Raw genomic sequence first — 17,069 nt, forward strand, 5'->3', positions numbered from 1 at the left:
CAACTCTCGTGACTATTCAGCATAGGCTTCACAAGTGACCTCAAACCAAGTTTCCCCCTTTGAAAAACGGGGACTGATGGGGTTATTTCAATAATCCCTCTATCTCTCTTTTTCTAAAGAGGGGCGACAAATCACTGAGCACTCTCTGAACAGTTACCAAATATATAGCCTATGGCACGGAGATTAAAAATATAGTCGCACTTTAGACACAAGAGAGTAATTTAGCTATATACACCATCAAAAACGAGAGAAAAACCCATGAGATTTGAAACATACAAAAACCGTTTAATTTTCAATCGATCCTTGATAACGGCAGCCTTGCTAATATTGATTATTGCCGAAGCGGAAGCAGCACTTGTAACTCTGACAGGTAACGTTGCCGCTGGTCAAACTTACACTATCAACAAAGGAGATACGTTGATCATTGGAGACATGGCCGACCCCACCAAACAGGGTAGAACCATATTGGGATCTCTGATTAACAATGGCTACACAATTTCCAATGCCGCGCTTGCTGTACTTACGAATGGCGAAGTCCGCAACAGGGGCTTCATGCAACTCAACGGATCATCGTGGACATCAGGCCTTGGCTCCCGAAAAATCGTCAACGAAGCCGGCGGCATCATGATTGTCTCGGGTTATTTCGATTCCTATCATTCCTCGGGAACCGGTCTCGAGAATTTCGGAACACTCCGATTTGTCGATAAGCTATATGGCGGTATTGACGGCTTCCCGCTCATCCGCAATACCATTGCTAACCACGGCAGCTTGACGATCGAAGCATCCGCCGACAACTGTCAATTCGACGCCACTCCAGAAAACCCGAACCCCGGCATTCTGAACGATGGATATTTCGAGGTGCACTCGTCGGGACACTGCTTAACAAATGATCCCGACAATTATCCGACTTTTACCCAAACCGGGGGTAAAACCGTCATCAATGGGACGTTCGGCGCAAAGAATCTAAACCTGCAAAACGGCGTATTATCCGGCAACGGTACGATAACCTTAACGGGAGACTACAATACGGTTCAGTTTGGCGGCACAATATCCCCCGGCGACGACTTAGGCACGCTAACGGTGGTTAATGATTTGACCATCGACGGAGCGATCGAAATGCAGCTCGGCGGCGCGGCCGGTAATGACAAACTGGTCGTCAACGGCAACCTGAACCTGGATCGCGCCCGACTGTACGTCTCGTTTCGCGAACAATATATGCTGGGGTTTGGCCAAGAAGTCACGCTGATCACCGCCGACAACATTACCGGATACCCGGTTTTAGCGAGCTATCCAATATTGCCTGGGAACTTGGGTTACGAGCTGGTGCAAACCGCGACATCGATAAAAATGCGTATCAGCACCAAGCCTCGCTGATCGTCCACCGTTAGCCTGAAACCGCGCCATATCCGTCCGCGATATGGCGCGATCGCTTACCGCGTCGCGCGCTAGGCGCATCGTTCGAGCCAACGCTGGCATCGCCGCGCAATGGGCTCGGCAGTCTCAAAAATCAACGCTGATCCACCGCGCGGCAAATTCCATTCACACATCCCACTAATCCAATTTAAACTTGCGGTTTTTTTTGCGAATTCGAAATGGCGTCATTCATGGAACGCGGCCAAGCCGCAGTGCAACAAAAAGACTTCGCGGCCGCGGCCGAATGCTTCGGCAAGGCCCTGACCGAAAGCCCTAAAGATCCGCAAATCGCCGCCTGTCTCGGCCAGTCCTTATGTTGGTTGGGCGATCGCGACGCAGGGCTGAAATACTTGCGCCTATCGGGCCAATGGCTGCTGAAAAAAGCCAAAAAAAGCCGCGACACCGGCTTAGCCTTGGACTTGGCCGATCAGCTACAGCACTGGAGCGACTACGACGGCGCACTCGAACTTTGCAAACAGGCGGTACAAATCGCGCCCAACCACGTTCGCGGTTTCCAACTGTTGGCTCTGAGCCATTCCCGGCTGAATCAAAAAAAGCCGGCACTGGCCGCCGCCAAACAAGCGTTGAAATTGGTGCCTGACAATCCGATGCTGACGATACTCGTCGCGACGCTGGAAATATCGGATGGCCAATACCACCCGGCGCGCGAACGTTTAGCCAAGGCCTTGAGCCATCCCCTGTTGAAGCCGGAAGAAAAATTTCGCGCCCACAAGGAGATGGCCCGGTTGCTGGATAGGCTGGGCGAGTTTTCCCAAGTTTTCGCCCACTTGCGTCCCGCCGCCGATATAGCGCCGCAACTCGTCGAGGTCAAACGGCAAGACGCAACCTTGGTCCCCACGATGTTGGCTGACTATAAAACAGCCTACACCCGCGACTTGCTTGGCCGCTGGGCCGGCCGCGAGTTTCCGGCCGACTTGCCCCCACCGGTCTTCGTGCTGGGTTTCATGCGTACCGGAACCACGCTGACCCAGGAAGTGCTGGGCACTCACCCCGATTTATTCGTTGCCGACGAAACCAACCTGATCGCCGCGACGGTCAAGGAGCTCAGGCGCGTCAACCCGCAAAGCACCCGACAGACCGAATTGTTGGCCGGTTTGGATTGGGACAGCGTATTGCATCTGCGACGGTTTTACTGGGATCGGGCGCGAGCACTGTTCGGCGACCGGATCGGCACGAAGCGCCTGCTCGACAAAACCACGATGAACTCCATCGATCTTGGCTTCATCAACGCGATCTTCCCGGATGCCAAGCTGGTGTTTTTGCTGCGCGATCCGCGCGACGTTTGCCTGAGCTGCTTCATGCAAACCATGGTTCCCACGCCGTCCACGGTGCCATTGCTGACTTGGCTCGGCACGGCGCGCTTTTACGGCCAGGTGATGGATTGGTGGCTGACCGTCAAGCCAATGTTGACGATGGACTTCGTCGAACTGCGTTACGAAGATGCGGTATTCGACTTCGAAGCGAGTTTCCGACGGGTGTTCTCGCTGATCGGTCTGGATTGGAACCCCGCTGTCGCCGAATTCCACCAGCGAGCGGCCGGCAAATACATTGCCAGCCCAAGTTACGAGCAAGTCGCCCAACCCTTGTATTCGTCGTCGGTCGGCCGTTGGCGCCATTACGCCGATGAGTTCGAGGAAATTGAAGCCGAACTGAAACCCTTTCTGGCCGCGCTGGGCTACGACTGAAGAATCGGCCGGCGCATCGCGGGCGCTCCGGCCAACCGCAATCGCCGGACGCGACAGCGATGCGTTACTAGGGAATCGTTGAGCAAATGACATACATACCGGTGTCGGCACACCATTGATCGCGACCGAAGCCGCTCCCGCCGAAATTTTCCGCTCGGGCAATACCCGCGCGTTAGGCCAGGCCGACAAAAGCCAGTAATTCCTGCAATTCCTTGGCTTCCAGTTCGTAGAACGAATGGGCGCGCACCCGCTCCGGCAGTACGATATCGCCGTAACGCACCCGTATCAGGCGACTGACTTTGACCCCTTGCGATTCCCACAAGCGGCGCACCAAGCGATTACGGCCCTGCTTGACCGTCGCGTAAAACCACTTGTTGGCGCCCTCGCCGGCATAGAAACTCACCTCCTCGAAATGAGCGGGGCCATCTTCCAGTTCCACCCCGTTTTTCAGGCGTTCCATCATGTCGTCGCCGACCTCACCGAGGATGCGCACCGCGTATTCGCGTTCGACCTCGCGCGACGGATGCATCAAACGGTTGGCCAGCTCGCCGTTATTGGTGACCAACAGCAGGCCGGAGGTGTTGATGTCCAAACGGCCAACGGCAATCCAGCGGCCGACGGCCAAGCGCGGCAACTGGGTAAAAATCACCGGCCGGCCTTCGGGATCGCGACGGGTCACCAATTCGCCAACCGGCTTGTGGTACACCAACACGCGGGTCGGTTGCTCGGCATACTTCTCCCACTTGACGATGCGGCCGTTAACCGCCAAATGATCGCCAGGTTTCAAGTGATAACCCGGCTGGATACGGTTGCCGTTGACCGTCAGCTTGCCTTCCTCGATCCAACGCTCGATTTCTCGCCGCGAGCCCAAACCGGCCCGCGCCAGGAACTTCTGGATGCGTTCGCCGCTCGCGTCAGTGGAGAGTGCGCTCGGGAGTGTCGCCGGACCGGGTTTCGTCGAGCCGGGCTTCGTCGGACTCGGCTTCGGAAGGTTGGTTTTGCGCTTGGGCGGTTGGGCCTTCGCCGACTGGGGTTTGCTCGGTTTGCGGTCTTTCACGGGGTTCCTGTGGTGCTGGCGGTTGAGCGGACGAGCCGAGGTCCATGTCGACAATCTCTTCCAATGGCGGTAATTCGCTCAACGACGTTAAATTGAAATAATCCAAAAACTGCTTGGTTGTGCAGTAAAGCGCCGGCCGGCCGGGCACTTCCTTATGGCCGACCACCTTGACCCACTCGCGCTCCAGCAGCGTCTGGACGATGGAGGTACTGACGCTGACGCCGCGAATGTCTTCGATCTCGCCGCGCGTCACCGGTTGCCGGTAGGCGATAATGGCCAGCGTTTCCAGCAGAGCTCGCGAATAACGCGCTGGGCGCTCCTCGAACAGCCGGCCGACCCAATGAGCCAAACCTTCCCGCACCTGAAAACGGTAACCGCTGGCCAGGTGTTTCAGGCCGACCGGCCGATCGGCGTAGTCGCGGGCGATTTCTTCCAACGCGATCTGAATCGCCAGCGTATCCGGTTGTTCCAGTTCGGGAAAGGTTTCCTGAATCTGTTTGACCGTCATCGGCCGATTGGCGGCGAACAGAATCGCTTCGACGATGCGCTTGGTATTCACATTGGCCTCCAGCGGATAGTCGAAGACCGCCGGCCTTGGCTCGCTCCGCTCGGTAACCGCCACCCGCCACCCGTCGGCCAAGGCCAACGGCAATCTCGGCACGTGCTTGCGCGGGCTAACGGCGGGCGCGGCCGGCCACTGCGTCCGCCAGTCACCGCGCCGGTTGGGCGGCAAGCGCGCCGAGGACTTATTGCGCCCGACCGATGTGGCAGCGGATGTCGGGCATCGCCAATCGCCGCGCCGGCCGGCCGCCAGGCGCGCCTTACTGGGTCTGAAACCACGCGAAACGTCGGCATCGATCGCCGCCGGCTCCACCGATTCGACGTTTGCGATTGCTTCGGTCGGCGCGGCGATGCCGACATGGCGCTCGACCGACCAACCTCGCGGAAAACGCACGGCTCGGCGCCGGACCTGCACATAGATCGTGACTGGCTCCGGCTTGACTCTGGGCTTGCGCGGTTTGGCTCTGACTGGAACATCGGCGACGGTAGCGGCGAACGACGGCGAATCAGTCGCCTGTAGCGGTATTGGCTCTAAGCCGGACGTGGATGCCGGCGTAAGGCTCGGGCTGGAAGATGTCGAGGAGTCGCTCCTTGGAGAGCTCAAGGATGGCAAGAAACGCGACAACCACCCCGTTTTTTCCTTCACTTCGGGTAAAACACGCTGAGAAATGGAGCTGATCTGCTCCGTCAAGTTTTTCCAAAATGGCTGCCATTCGTTCACGGACTGATAAAGGCTCTTTACTGATATGGTGGTGACTAAGTCGTTCGGCGCGCTTCAAGACATCCTGGAGGGACAGTAACAGCTCGCCGAGCTCGATGTCCGGCAGAATCTGCCTGATGCCGATCGTCGAAACGTCGACAACCGCTTCGAACGTATCGCGTTCGTGGCGCGGCAAGCGGTCGATTTCCTCGGCGACTTTTTTGATCGCTTCGTATTCCTGCAATTTACGGATCAGGAAGGCGCGCGGGTCCTCCTCCTCTTCCTCGCTTTCCGGCTGGCGCGGCAGCAGCATCCGCGATTTGATTTCCGCCAGCAGCGCGGCCATCACTAGATATTCGGCCGCCAGCTCCAGACGCAAATTGTCCATCATGTCGATGTAGGCGATGTATTGCTTGGTGATTTGGGCGATCGGGATATCGAGAATATCCAGATTCTGTCGGCGGATCAAATACAGCAGCAAGTCCAACGGCCCTTCGAACGCATCCAGAAACACTTCCAGCGCATCCGGCGGGATGTACAAATCGTCGGGCAAGGTTTGGAACGGCTCGCCGAGCACCAGCGCAATCGGTTCCGGCGCCGTTTCCACCGGTAACTCCACCGCATTCATCGGTTTAAGCGAACATCCGCTCGGCGCTTAAAAAACCCATCCGAAACCGCTTCACATGCCGGCGAGCGTGAAAAACAATTGCTGCGCATAAAACATGGGATAGGCCAGTAAAAAGCTGAGCACGTCGGTCGCCAGTAAAATCAGCAACACGATGAAACCATAACGTTCGAATTGGTTATAACGCCATGCCCAATAATCCGGCAACAATCCGGACAATACCCGGCTGCCGTCCAACGGCGGAATCGGTAGCAGGTTGATCATCATCAACACCAGATTGATGGTAATGCCGGCCACGCCGCTGTAAATCAACGGCATCGAGACGAATTCGAACTCCAGCGCGACCCCTATCCTAGCCAGCAAGGCCCAGGCTATCGCCATGCACAGGTTGGCCAACGGACCGGCCAACGCCACCATCATCATGGCTTTTTTGGGCTGCTTGAAGTTGCGGGCGTCGATCGGTACCGGCTTGGCCCAGCCGAAGATAAAACCGGTAAACGTGATTAACAGCAGGCCGGGAATGATGATGGTGCCGAGCGGGTCGATATGCCGCAACGGATTCAGCGTCAAGCGGCCTTCCCGTTCGGCGGTTTTGTCGCCGTAGCGTTTGGCCATCCAGCCATGGGCGACTTCGTGGCCGGTAATCGCGAAGACTACCGGCAAACTCCAAACCACGACACGTTGCACCAAGGTCAGTTCTTCCATCATAGTCTCAAGCCTCCAGCATCGGCGCGATGCCTATGCCCTGTCTGACGATTTCGATGCCGTTGTCGCCGCAGGCGATCACAGTCGTGGCGCGCGCTTCGATAGTTCCCGTGCTCATCACCAAATCCAGTTCGTGTTCCAGGCCGAGGCGGATTTCGTAAGGGTCGCTCAGCGCCTCTTCGTCGCCGGGCAAAATCAAGGTTGCCGTCAGTAGCGGTTCGCCCAGTTCTTCCAACAACATCGCCGCCACCCGGTTGTCCGGAATTCTGACGCCGATGGTTTTTTTCTTGGGGTGTTGCAAGCGCCGAGGCACCTCACGGGTGGCGTCCAACAAAAACGTAAACGGTCCCGGCGTCAACTTCTTGATCAGCCGATGGGCGTCGTTACCCATCTTGGTGAAGGTCGACACCTGGGTCAGATCGCTGCAGCACAGTGTGAAGTTATGCTTGTCGTCGAGCCGGCGAATCCGGCGGATGGTGTCCATTGCCGCCTTGTCGCCGATATGGCAACCCAGCGCGTAGGAAGAGTCGGTCGGATAGGCAATGACGCCGCCCTTCCGAACGATTTCCGCCGCCTGCCGGATCAAGCGCTGCTGCGGATTGTCCGGATGAATCTCGAAGAACTGTGCCATTGACCCGATGAAACTGCCGCGTAAGGGCGGCATTGTACCTTATCTTTCCGATTCCTTTTTCGCCACTTTGTCGCGCAGGTAGACCGGCATGGCCTCCTCGACCGGCACGGCCAGCCCCTTCATAAAGTCGCGCACGCCCAATTGAGCGATACAGGCGGCCCTCGGCCAAACGTCGATTTCGACGCCTTGCACCAGTTCGCCCAGGCATTCAGCCAACTGGGCACAATACACGCCCCAGCCCGAACCGACGCCAAAACCGACGGCTTCGGGAAACGCCACCTCTCCCGCCGGCGTCACGACTTCTATGCCAAGCAATTTGGCGAAATGTTCGGTATCTCGCTGATACACCGCCCAGTAAATTTCATCCATCCGGGCGTCCATCGCGGTAAACGCCAACTCGGCCAATGATTGTTTGTTGAAAAAATCCTGGGCGATCGCGGCCAAGGTCGATACCGGCACCACCGGCAGATCCGCGCCGAACGCGATGCCCTGAACGAGGCCGCCGGCAATTCTAACCCCGGTGAACGACCCCGGCCCGCGACCCACCGCGACCGCGTCGAGTTGCCGAGGTTTTAGTTCGGCGTCGGCCATCAGCTCGTCTATCATCGGCAAAATCAGTTTGGTGTGGTCGCGCGGCGCGACGGCGAAGCGCTCGACGATCTCGCCGTCGAAAAACAAGGCGGCCGAACAAGCATCGGTGGAAGTTTCTACTGCCAGTAATTTCATAATTCAGTTCGAGTAACAGAGTTGATCAAAAACGCGTCCGATGCTTCGCTGGCCCGATCGGGCCCCAGTATCGAGCTAATCCGATACTTCGTTAAAAAACCGCCGCACATCTTCGATGTCGCGACTACGCCGCATCGCCGGCACGCTATCCAAAAACATCTGTCCGTAGGAACGCTTTAACAAGCGCGGATCGCAAACCATCAGCACGCCGCGATCGTTGACGTCGCGAATCAAGCGCCCGACGCCTTGCCTGAGCATGATAATCGCACTGGGTAATTGGTGTTCGAAAAACGGGTTGCGGCCCTGCTTTTCGATGGCGCTCATCCTGGCCTTCAACACCGGATCGCCGGGCGAGGCAAACGGTAGTTTGTCGATAATAACGCAAGATAAGGCATCGCCGCGCACGTCCACGCCTTCCCAGAAACTGGCGGTGGCCAATAGTACCGCGTTGCCCAGTTCCTTGAACTGGTCCAATAGGGCAGCCTTGGACCGGGTACCTTGCACCAGTAGCGGATGATCGATCCGACCGTCCAGTAATTGGGCGGCTCGTTGCAAAGCCCGGTGACTGGTGAATAGAAAGAACGCCCTGCCCCGGCTGGCTTCCAGCACCGGCAGCGCGAATTCGACGATTTTGTCGGTGAAATCCTGATCGTTAGGTTGCGGCAAGCCCTTGGGGTGATAAAACAGCGCTTGATTCGGGTAATCGAACGGACTTTCCCAGCTCTGGCTGTCGGAGCCGCCCAAACCCAGACTGCGCGAGAAATGCGCGAAATTGTTGGCGACACTCAACGTCGCCGAGGTGAATATCCAGGCCGCTTTGTGGCGGGCCATGAAGCCTCGAAACTCCTTGGCGATGTCCAGGGGTGTACGGCTGAGCGTGAACGATTTGTTATAGGTTTCGTACCATTTGATCCACTGCCCGTCCCGGTCGTTGATCAACGTTTCCAGCTGCGCGTCCAAGGTTTCGGCGCGATCGAAACAAGACTCCAGCCCTTTGCTACGCACCGAAGCGCGTTCGAGTTGATCGGTCAAGCGCGCCAGTTGCTTTTGCAAGGACTCCAGCGCGCCGGCGATTTTCGGGTTGGTCTCGATATCCTGCCAGTCGCCGCGCCGCAATTCCAAGCCGAAGGCCAGACGCATGTCCTTGACCTCGTGCTGCAAATCTTCGCAAGCGGTGCGTAGATCCGGCATATCCTTGGCGTCGGTAAAATATTCGGCCAACGCATCGTCGGCCAGATCGGTCAACTGTTTGCCGCTGATCGTCACACCTAGGAAATTGGATGCGGTATCGGCCAACTGATGGGCTTCGTCGATGATGACGACTTCGGCGTCCGGCAACAATTCGCCGAAACCGGTTTCCCGAATAGACCAATCCGCGCACAACAAATGGTGGTTGACCACGACGACGTCGGATTCCTGGGCCTGCTTGCGGGCCTTGACCAAAAAGCAATCGGCGTAATCCGGGCATTCCTGGCCAAGGCAATTGTCGGCGGTCGAGGTGGCGTGAAACCAGATCGGATCGCCGTCCTGGACGTCGGCGACTTCGGAAACGTCGCCGACCTTGGTGCGCTTACCCCAGGCATGAATTTTGGCCAGCGCCGCGGCGTCTTCCTGGCTGTAGCCGAAGGCCGAATTCAAAGCCTGATCCAGACGGTAAGTGCATAAGTAATTGGCGCGTCCCTTCAGCAGGCTGGCTTTGAACGGGGTGCGGGTCAGCGCCTTGCGGATAACCGGGATGTCCTTGTTGAACAATTGGTCTTGCAGATTCTTGGTGCCGGTCGAAACAATGACTTTCTTGCGCGACAGGATGGCGGGAATCAGATAAGCAAAGGTTTTACCGGTCCCGGTGCCGGCCTCGGCAATCAAATGTTGCCCGGCGGAGATGGCGTCGGCAATGGCTTGCGCCATTTCGATTTGCGCGGCACGCGGCGCGTAGCCGGGGATGGCCTCGGCCAACGCGCCGGCATCGCCAAAGATGTCGGCGAGTTCGGCCATTTGCAAGTCAGCGCGGCGCGAAAATCAATGCCCGAAAAAGCTGTCCGCCTTGGCCTTGGCTTCCTTGGCACCTTGCGGATTTTGCTGCATCTGCCGGGCTTCGGAGATCAGCAGCCAGCTTTTGCGTTTCAAGCTCAAATCGCCGCCGGCCAACAATGCGGCCTTACCAGCCAGCTCCTCGGCTTGCGGCGCCTTATTCTGCTTGAGCCGCAACAAGGCCAATTTGTAAGTCAATAGCGGATTACGCGCATCGATGCGCAAGGCCCGCTCCATCACCACCACCGCGGCATCCAGGTCGCCGGCATTACGGCTACGGTCGGCTTCGCTAACCAGCGCGACGACGGCCGGCGACGTGCCGCTGGGAATCTGCGCGTCTTCGATATTCAGGCGCACCGCCTCGGCGGTCGGCGCCACCGGCGTGGTGGCGGCCGATTCAACCGGCGGCGTCAACGGCTCGGCTCGAAACGCCGGCAGATTCGGTTCGTCCTTAAAATTGGTGGTTACCTCTTCGATGGCGTAGGTACCGGTACCGGGCACACTGGCTTGCGCTTTCTTGGCGACCGGCGGTATCGGCGCCTTATCCTTGGCGGCCGGATTTTTCTTGGACTGGGCTTTCTTGGCGGCGACCTGGCCCGCGGTCGGGCTGGGCCGTTCGGATTCCGAAACGCCGGCGCAAGCCGACAACAACAGCACTAGCGGGAACAGGACGAGCAAGGATGATTTCTTCATTAAACCTTATGCAATGGAGGTGTGGATTTAAAACAACTGGATGTCCGGATCGCCACCGGTCTGATTGGCGGCCTCGAACAACGCCAGCGCTTCCTCTATGGATTTGCCTTGATGAATCGCGTCGAACATCACCTTCTCCGCCTCCATCGTATAACGGCCGCGAATCGCATCCTGCAATGCGCACCATTCGGCGGGATTATACAACCTGTGCGGGGTTTCGATCATCGCCGACAAATCCTTCAGGTTGGCCGACACATGCTGGAGGCATTGTTGTAGCCGATCGTAGAATTGGAATTCAACGATGGCGTCGTCGATCTTGCGGCGAGCGGCATCGCACTGCGCCAAGGCGTTTTCCCGATTTTCGCTCTCCGCCAAACCGGTCAATTGTTCGCGAATCGCGGCCAGATTTTCGACCATGCCGGTAAACGCCGTGGCCAGCGCATTGACCGATGCGTCGCCGTCTTTCATGCTGCCGTCCATCTGCGCGGCGGACACGGTCAACAGTTTGATGGTTTCTCTAATCTGGCTCCAATCCAAGTCGGGCCGGCTTGCGTCTGAATAGGTCATAGTCATGGGTGTAGCGGACAAACCGTAATGAAAGTGCGGTGTTGGGATTCTAGTTGAATCGCCGAAGCAACACAAATCACGCCAACCGACGGACGCGGCGGCGACACTCAAAAAACGTACGCGGCTTCGTGAAGAATTTGACGCTGGCTCGGCGGATGAGTTAGAAAGGTAGCTGAGCGGAAAGCCGCCCAACGTTACTTCACCCCATCGTTCAAGGACTCCATGAATATTCAATCTTCGGGCAAAAAATTGTTTGTGCTGGACACCAACGTTTTGATGCACGACCCAACCGCCATCTTTCGCTTTCAGGAACACAATATTTTCATTCCGATGGTGGTCCTCGAAGAACTCGACCATGCCAAGAAAGGTTTATCCGACGTTTCCCGTAATGTCCGCCAAGTCAGCCGTTTCTTGGACGAACTGATCCGCGACGCCAATCAACAGACCATCAACGACGGCCTGCCGCTGTCCCGCATCGAACACGGTTTAGCCGTGGACGCCGATTACGACGGCCGCCTGTATTTCCAAACCAAGCAGTTGTCGCATCTGCTGCCCGATAATCTGCCCGGCCAGATTGCCGACAATTCGATTTTGAGCATCGTACTGGCCTTGGGCAAGGAATACCCTGACGTCAACGTCATCCTGGTGTCCAAGGACATCAATATGCGCATCAAGGCCGCCGCGCTGCAACTGAACGCCGAGGATTACCACAACGACCAGACCATCGAAGACATCGATCTGCTATACAACGGCACGATGGCGCTGGAAGCCGATTTTTGGGAAGAAAACGGCGGTAAGATGGAGTCCTGGCAGGAAAACAACCACACTTACTACAAAGTCAGCGGGCCGGCGGTGGCCGACTGGTTTCCCAACCAGTTTGTGTATATGGACGACGAATCCGGCTTCGAAGCCATCGTCAAAACTTGCGACGGCCAGAGCGCGGTCTTGCAACTGGCCCGCGATTTTCGCACCAAGCACAACAGCGTTTGGGGCGTGTGCGCCAAGAATCGCGAACAAAATTTTGCATTGAACGCACTGCTCGACCCCAATATCGATTTCGTCACGCTGCTCGGCACCGCCGGCACCGGCAAGACGCTGCTGGCGCTGGCCGCCGGCTTGTCGCTGACGATGGAACATAAGCTCTACCAGGAAATCATCATGACCCGCGAAACGGTGCCGGTCGGCCAGGACATCGGCTTTCTGCCGGGCAGCGAGGAAGAGAAAATGGCACCCTGGATGGGCGCATTGATGGACAACCTGGAACTGTTGGGCAGCCGCTCCGGCAACACCGAATGGGAGCAAGGCGCGTCGCAAAACGTGCTGATGAACCGGGTCAAAATCCGCTCGCTGAACTTCATGCGCGGCCGGACCTTTCTGAACCGTTTCTTGATCATCGACGAGGCGCAAAACCTGACGCCCAAGCAGATGAAAACCCTGATCACTCGCGCCGGTCCCGGCACCAAGATTATCTGCATCGGCAACCTGGGACAGATCGATACACCCTACCTGACCGCGACCAGTTCCGGTTTGACTTACGTCGTCGACCGCTTCAAGGCCTGGGCAAACAGCGCGCACATCACGTTGCGGCGCGGCGAGCGTTCGCGGCTGGCGGATTTCGCGTCGGACAATTTATAACCACGACCAGGATTGACCCTGACCCTGCTGCGGAGCCAGGCAGACGCGGTTTTTATCGTCGCGGCGCGGATTGTTTACCCAAGCCCCGACCTGGGTGACCGCCATCGCCATGTCGGCCGCACCGGCAACATGGCGCACGCCCGCGCCGGGTCTATCAATGGCTTAAACCAATCGGCATAAGCTTCCGGCTGAATCACGACCGGCATCCGGTCGCGTATCGGCGACACCGAGGTTTGCGCGACCGTGGCTCGACAGCCGGCATTAAACGTCGACGCTTAAGCCGTCCGAATTGGGCCAGGCCGTCAATACCGCATTGACCACGGTCGCCAACGGGATTGCGAAGAACACGCCCCAAAATCCCCACAAGCCGCCGAAAAACAGGATCGCGACAATGATGGCGATCGGATGCAAATTCACCGCCTCGGAAAACAGCAAGGGCACCAGAATCACGCCATCCATCGCCTGCACCACGGAATAAGCGACGAACACGTACATAAAATGGTCGCCGTTCGCCAAACCCCATTGCAAATAGGCCACAGCCAGCACCGGCAGCGTTACCAGCGTGGCGCCGATATAGGGAATCACCACCGACAGGCCCATCAAGACCGCCAGCAGCATCGCGTAATTCAGATCCAGCCACCAAAACACCAGAAAACTGACGGCCCACAAAATGAAGACCTCAACGAATTTACCGCGCACGTAGTTGGCAATCTGCCTATCGACTTCCCGCCACACCCGCAGGCTCAAATGCCGGTCTTTCGGCAAAAACTGTTGAAACCAACTCAATAGGACGGCCTTATCCTTGAGCAGAAAAAACACCATCATCGGTACCAAAAACAGATAGATCACCAACGCGACCAAGCCGACGAAGGACTGTGCCGAACCGGAAATCAGATCCTGGCTGTATTTGAGTAAATCCTGCTGAACCGAAAACATCAATTGGCGAATCCGCGCCTCGGTAATCAACTCCGGATGGCGCTCCGGAAACCGCATGATTTCGGCTTCCGCGCTATGTATGAAGTCGGGAATGTGCTGGACCAATTGCACGGTTTGTTCCGAAACAACCGGAACGAGCACGAACAACACGAAGCCGAAAACGGTCAGAAACGTGAAATACACGAGATGTACCGCCACGATGCGACTGACGTTCCGCTCGACCTTGACCACCATGCCCTCGAGCAGATAGGCCAACACGATGGCAACGAATACCGGCATCAGCAAACCCAACAGACTGTAGATCAAGACCGAGCCGACCAATAAAATAATGGCCAACGATACGGCTTGCGAGTTAGGCAAAATCCGCTTAATAAGCCGCGTCAGCAATCGGGAATTGGCGTGGTCGCCGTATAGCATCATTCAAAGTCTCCAGACGACGGCCGCAACCGCCACCGCGATCGGAAACCGCCTAGTAATGCGGAAAAGAAACAGTACGGCCTGTTTGGCGCCGGTCGAAACTCGATCAACGCGTCAAGGCCAAGATTTGCGCGGCGATCCGTTCCAGCGGCACGACGTGATGAGCCGCTCCTAGCCGATAAGCTTCGCCGGGCATCCCCCAAACCACGCTAGTCGCTTCATCCTGTACGATATTGACGGCGCCGGCGTCTCGCATTTCCAACATGGCCTTGGCACCGTCCGCGCCCATGCCGGTCAACATCACGCCGATCGCGGCCGAGCCGGCCTGCTCCGCCACCGACTTGAACAAGACTTCCACCGACGGCTTATGCCGATTGACCGGCGGCCCGTCCAACAAGCGGCAAACCCAGCCGTGCCGTTCCAGCGCCACGGCCAGATGGCGATCACCGGGAGCGATATAGATATGCCCCGCCATTACTGGTTCGCCGTCAATGGCCAGACCAGCCCGCATCTCGGTCGCATCGTTGACGTGTTTCGCAAACGACGCGCTGAAGGCAACCGGTAAATGCTGTACGACCAGAATCGCCGGCGCGGTACTGGGCAAACCGCCGACCAGCAAGCGCAAGGCTTCTGTACCGCCGGTCGACGAGCCCAACGCGACAATTTTGCGAGACGACGCCGTAAACCGCCGGCCGGTCTCCGAGGATAGCGCCGTCGCGGGCTCAGCCGCGCGCGCTCGATTGACATCCCACACCTTCATGTTCGCTTTTGCAGCTGTTCTTATTTTGTTAACGATTTCATCGGCGTATTGCCGCAGGTTTTCGACACTGTTCAATTGCGGTTTGGTAACGAAATCCACCGCTCCTAGCGTCAGCGCCGCCATGGTCGCCTCCGCGCCTTGCGCGGTCAAGGTCGAAATCATCACTACCGGCATCGGCCTGAGCCTCATCAAATTACCCAGGAAGGTCAAGCCATCCATCCTAGGCATTTCAATGTCTAACGTTAACACATCCGGATTCAGCGTCTTGATTTTTTCCCTGGCTTCGTAGGGGTCGCCGGCGGTACCGATCACTTCGATATCGTCGACTTCTCCGACGATTTTTGCCAATAGCTGCCGAATCAATGCCGAATCGTCGACGATCAATAATTTTATTTTCTTCATCCGATCACCCTGTGAACAGTTCGACACTACCTTCCGGCGCCATGCCGTTGACAATTTGCTGGTAACTGGATTCGCGCCGCACGATCGTATCGTTGGTCAATTGCTCGAGATTTTTCAGCTTCACCGAGCCGGTACGCGGATCGAAAACAATCTTGCGCGGAAACACGCCGCCCAAATCGTAGGACACCAATGCCATGCCTTCCCGCTCGACATAGGCCAACACGAATTCGACATTGCTAACGCCAACGCCGCCAAGATTGGCGACGACGCTGGCACCGCCGAACAGTTTGACTTGCAGGTCCCGCCGACATCCGCCATGGCGCAATACCCCATTGATCAAAAACTCCATCGCGAAATTGCCGTAACGCGAGGCGCGGCTGAGACAACGTTCTTCGGGAGAGACAAAGCGAGCATGGTCGGTGTGCGGCAACATGAAATGATTCATACCGCCGGCGCCGGTGCCAGGGCAGTAAACGCAAGCCGCGACGCACGCCCCCAAGACCGTCGTGATCAGCTCGGCCCGGTCGGTAACGTAATAATCGCCGGGCAGCAACTTGGCGGCTTGTATCCCGCGCTGGCGGTCCCAATAGCGATTGATGTGTTCGAACCCTTGAATCGGCGCCAACGCCAAGGTGTCCGCCGTCATCGTTCCGGCTTCCGGTAAACCGTCTGTCCCAACGCTTCGAACCCGGTATCGAGCTGGTGTAACGACTCGGAATGACCGATGAACAAATACCCACCGGGGCGTAGCGCTTGCCAATAGCGTTTTGCCAAGGCTTCCTTGGTGCTTCGGTCGAAATAAATCAGCACGTTTCGGCAAAAAATCAGATCAAAGCCGCTCAGCTCCGGCCAATCCCGCATCAAGTTGAGCTGGCGAAACTCAATGGCCTCGCGCAACTCGGCCTTGACCCGCACTCTACGATCTTGCCGACCGACCCCTTTTTGAAACCACTGCTTCAATCGTCGCTCGCCCAAGCGCGCGACCGCTTCGAGCGGATAAACTCCGGCGGCGGCCGTCCGTAAAACCTGGGTATCCAAATCGGTCGCCAGCACTTGAAACCGCCAATTGCCCGGTAAATGTTCGTGCAGCGTCATTGCCAACGAATACGCTTCCTCGCCGGTCGAACAGCCGGCCGACCAGGCACTCAACGTTTTACGCCCCACGGACTGCTTACAGATTTGCGGTAGGGCTTGTTTAGCCAGAAATTCGAAATGATGGTTCTCGCGAAAAAACGCCGTGAGATTGGTCGTCACCGAATTTATGAATTCGGTAAATTCGAGGTCGGGATGGGCGCTCAAATAATCCACGTAAGACCGAAACGTCGACAAGCCCAAGGCCCTCAAGCGTTTGGCCAAGCGCGAATAGAACATATCGAACTTGTCGTCGGGAACCTGGATGCCGGAATGATCTCGAGACAACTGCCGGAGTCGGTCGAAATCGGCGCGCGTGTAGGCAAATTCGCGCTGGCTATCGCGCACTGGCCATGGATTATCGGTCAAATCC

17 protein-coding genes are annotated in these 17,069 nt (G+C 57.2%); 4 read left to right on the forward strand and 13 right to left on the reverse strand.

Features of this window, described 5'->3' with window-relative positions; all coding sequences use genetic code 11:
* Positions 1 to 258: 258 nt before the first annotated feature.
* Entirely contained in the window at positions 259 to 1,374 is a 1,116-nt protein-coding gene (locus tag ACQE3D_RS16435) for a hypothetical protein (protein ID WP_313729698.1), read from the forward strand.
* Positions 1,375 to 1,592: 218 nt separating this feature from the next.
* Positions 1,593 to 3,119: a tetratricopeptide repeat-containing sulfotransferase family protein gene (locus tag ACQE3D_RS16440; RefSeq protein ID WP_313729697.1), complete on the forward strand. Its 1,527-nt coding sequence runs from the start codon at positions 1,593 to 1,595 to the stop codon at positions 3,117 to 3,119.
* Positions 3,120 to 3,291: 172 nt separating this feature from the next.
* Here the strand turns inward: ACQE3D_RS16440 and rluB are convergent, their stop codons facing one another.
* The 9 genes from rluB to ACQE3D_RS16485 all read right to left on the reverse strand — a co-directional run bounded on the left by rluB (position 3,292) and on the right by ACQE3D_RS16485 (position 11,421).
* On the reverse strand, positions 3,292 to 4,017 hold the full coding sequence (gene rluB, locus ACQE3D_RS16445) for a 23S rRNA pseudouridine(2605) synthase RluB (protein ID WP_083386234.1): 726 nt from the start codon (positions 4,015 to 4,017) through the stop codon (positions 3,292 to 3,294).
* Between the two features lie 16 nt (positions 4,018 to 4,033).
* Positions 4,034 to 5,131: an SMC-Scp complex subunit ScpB gene (scpB, locus tag ACQE3D_RS16450; RefSeq protein ID WP_313729696.1), complete on the reverse strand. Its 1,098-nt coding sequence runs from the start codon at positions 5,129 to 5,131 to the stop codon at positions 4,034 to 4,036.
* A gap of 112 nt (positions 5,132 to 5,243) precedes the next feature.
* Positions 5,244 to 6,065 (reverse strand): segregation and condensation protein A, encoded by an 822-nt coding sequence (locus ACQE3D_RS16455; protein WP_064025837.1) that lies wholly within the window; start codon positions 6,063 to 6,065, stop codon positions 5,244 to 5,246.
* 51 nt (positions 6,066 to 6,116) lie between these two features.
* The gene (locus ACQE3D_RS16460; RefSeq protein WP_064025835.1) at positions 6,117 to 6,770 is read right to left on the reverse strand and encodes a site-2 protease family protein; all 654 of its coding nucleotides are present in this window, start codon (positions 6,768 to 6,770) and stop codon (positions 6,117 to 6,119) included.
* A gap of 4 nt (positions 6,771 to 6,774) precedes the next feature.
* Complete coding sequence (locus ACQE3D_RS16465) at positions 6,775 to 7,398, reverse strand: L-threonylcarbamoyladenylate synthase (RefSeq protein ID WP_064025833.1); 624 nt, start codon at positions 7,396 to 7,398, stop codon at positions 6,775 to 6,777.
* A 39-nt stretch (positions 7,399 to 7,437) separates the two neighbouring features.
* Positions 7,438 to 8,124, reverse strand: coding sequence for a tRNA (adenosine(37)-N6)-threonylcarbamoyltransferase complex dimerization subunit type 1 TsaB (tsaB, locus tag ACQE3D_RS16470; RefSeq protein ID WP_168028970.1), 687 nt, complete (start codon positions 8,122 to 8,124; stop codon positions 7,438 to 7,440).
* A 75-nt stretch (positions 8,125 to 8,199) separates the two neighbouring features.
* Positions 8,200 to 10,119, reverse strand: a complete 1,920-nt coding sequence (locus tag ACQE3D_RS16475) for an ATP-dependent DNA helicase (RefSeq protein ID WP_313729695.1) — start codon at positions 10,117 to 10,119, stop codon at positions 8,200 to 8,202.
* Positions 10,120 to 10,143: 24 nt separating this feature from the next.
* Positions 10,144 to 10,848, reverse strand: coding sequence for a tetratricopeptide repeat protein (locus tag ACQE3D_RS16480; protein ID WP_313729694.1), 705 nt, complete (start codon positions 10,846 to 10,848; stop codon positions 10,144 to 10,146).
* Between the two features lie 27 nt (positions 10,849 to 10,875).
* Positions 10,876 to 11,421, reverse strand: coding sequence for a hypothetical protein (locus tag ACQE3D_RS16485; RefSeq protein ID WP_331710111.1), 546 nt, complete (start codon positions 11,419 to 11,421; stop codon positions 10,876 to 10,878).
* A 216-nt stretch (positions 11,422 to 11,637) separates the two neighbouring features.
* Here ACQE3D_RS16485 and ACQE3D_RS16490 point away from each other — a divergent pair, with 216 nt between their 5' ends.
* A complete protein-coding gene (locus ACQE3D_RS16490; protein ID WP_064025823.1) occupies positions 11,638 to 13,050 on the forward strand; it encodes a PhoH family protein in 1,413 nt (470 codons plus the stop codon).
* Positions 13,051 to 13,062: 12 nt separating this feature from the next.
* Positions 13,063 to 13,230, forward strand: a complete 168-nt coding sequence (locus ACQE3D_RS16495; protein WP_313729693.1) for a hypothetical protein — start codon at positions 13,063 to 13,065, stop codon at positions 13,228 to 13,230.
* 81 nt (positions 13,231 to 13,311) lie between these two features.
* Here the strand turns inward: ACQE3D_RS16495 and ACQE3D_RS16500 are convergent, their stop codons facing one another.
* The 4 genes from ACQE3D_RS16500 to ACQE3D_RS16515 form a co-directional block, all read right to left on the reverse strand.
* On the reverse strand, positions 13,312 to 14,406 hold the full coding sequence (locus ACQE3D_RS16500) for an AI-2E family transporter (protein ID WP_064025821.1): 1,095 nt from the start codon (positions 14,404 to 14,406) through the stop codon (positions 13,312 to 13,314).
* Positions 14,407 to 14,509: 103 nt separating this feature from the next.
* Entirely contained in the window at positions 14,510 to 15,565 is a 1,056-nt protein-coding gene (locus ACQE3D_RS16505; protein ID WP_071160925.1) for a protein-glutamate methylesterase/protein-glutamine glutaminase, read from the reverse strand.
* 4 nt (positions 15,566 to 15,569) lie between these two features.
* The gene (locus ACQE3D_RS16510; protein WP_427551004.1) at positions 15,570 to 16,211 is read right to left on the reverse strand and encodes a chemoreceptor glutamine deamidase CheD; all 642 of its coding nucleotides are present in this window, start codon (positions 16,209 to 16,211) and stop codon (positions 15,570 to 15,572) included.
* On the reverse strand, positions 16,208 to 17,065 hold the full coding sequence (locus tag ACQE3D_RS16515; protein ID WP_313729691.1) for a CheR family methyltransferase: 858 nt from the start codon (positions 17,063 to 17,065) through the stop codon (positions 16,208 to 16,210). The genes ACQE3D_RS16510 and ACQE3D_RS16515 overlap by 4 nt, the downstream gene beginning before the upstream one ends.
* Positions 17,066 to 17,069: the final 4 nt, after the last annotated feature.

This window comes from Methylomonas sp. MS20, assembly GCF_050275925.1.
Lineage (GTDB): Bacteria > Pseudomonadota > Gammaproteobacteria > Methylococcales > Methylomonadaceae > Methylomonas > Methylomonas koyamae_A.

Coding starts and splice junctions, on each gene's coding strand:
- ACQE3D_RS16435 (WP_313729698.1), top strand. CDS start 259: ATGAGATTTGAAACATACAAAAACCGTTTAATTTTCAATCGATCCTTG.
- ACQE3D_RS16440 (WP_313729697.1), top strand. CDS start 1,593: ATGGCGTCATTCATGGAACGCGGCCAAGCCGCAGTGCAACAAAAAGAC.
- ACQE3D_RS16455 (WP_064025837.1), bottom strand. CDS start 6,065: ATGAATGCGGTGGAGTTACCGGTGGAAACGGCGCCGGAACCGATTGCG.
- ACQE3D_RS16460 (WP_064025835.1), bottom strand. CDS start 6,770: ATGATGGAAGAACTGACCTTGGTGCAACGTGTCGTGGTTTGGAGTTTG.
- ACQE3D_RS16465 (WP_064025833.1), bottom strand. CDS start 7,398: ATGGCACAGTTCTTCGAGATTCATCCGGACAATCCGCAGCAGCGCTTG.
- tsaB (WP_168028970.1), bottom strand. CDS start 8,124: ATGAAATTACTGGCAGTAGAAACTTCCACCGATGCTTGTTCGGCCGCC.
- ACQE3D_RS16475 (WP_313729695.1), bottom strand. CDS start 10,119: ATGGCCGAACTCGCCGACATCTTTGGCGATGCCGGCGCGTTGGCCGAG.
- ACQE3D_RS16480 (WP_313729694.1), bottom strand. CDS start 10,848: ATGAAGAAATCATCCTTGCTCGTCCTGTTCCCGCTAGTGCTGTTGTTG.
- ACQE3D_RS16485 (WP_331710111.1), bottom strand. CDS start 11,421: ATGACTATGACCTATTCAGACGCAAGCCGGCCCGACTTGGATTGGAGC.
- ACQE3D_RS16490 (WP_064025823.1), top strand. CDS start 11,638: ATGAATATTCAATCTTCGGGCAAAAAATTGTTTGTGCTGGACACCAAC.
- ACQE3D_RS16500 (WP_064025821.1), bottom strand. CDS start 14,406: ATGATGCTATACGGCGACCACGCCAATTCCCGATTGCTGACGCGGCTT.
- ACQE3D_RS16505 (WP_071160925.1), bottom strand. CDS start 15,565: ATGAAGAAAATAAAATTATTGATCGTCGACGATTCGGCATTGATTCGG.
- ACQE3D_RS16510 (WP_427551004.1), bottom strand. CDS start 16,211: ATGACGGCGGACACCTTGGCGTTGGCGCCGATTCAAGGGTTCGAACAC.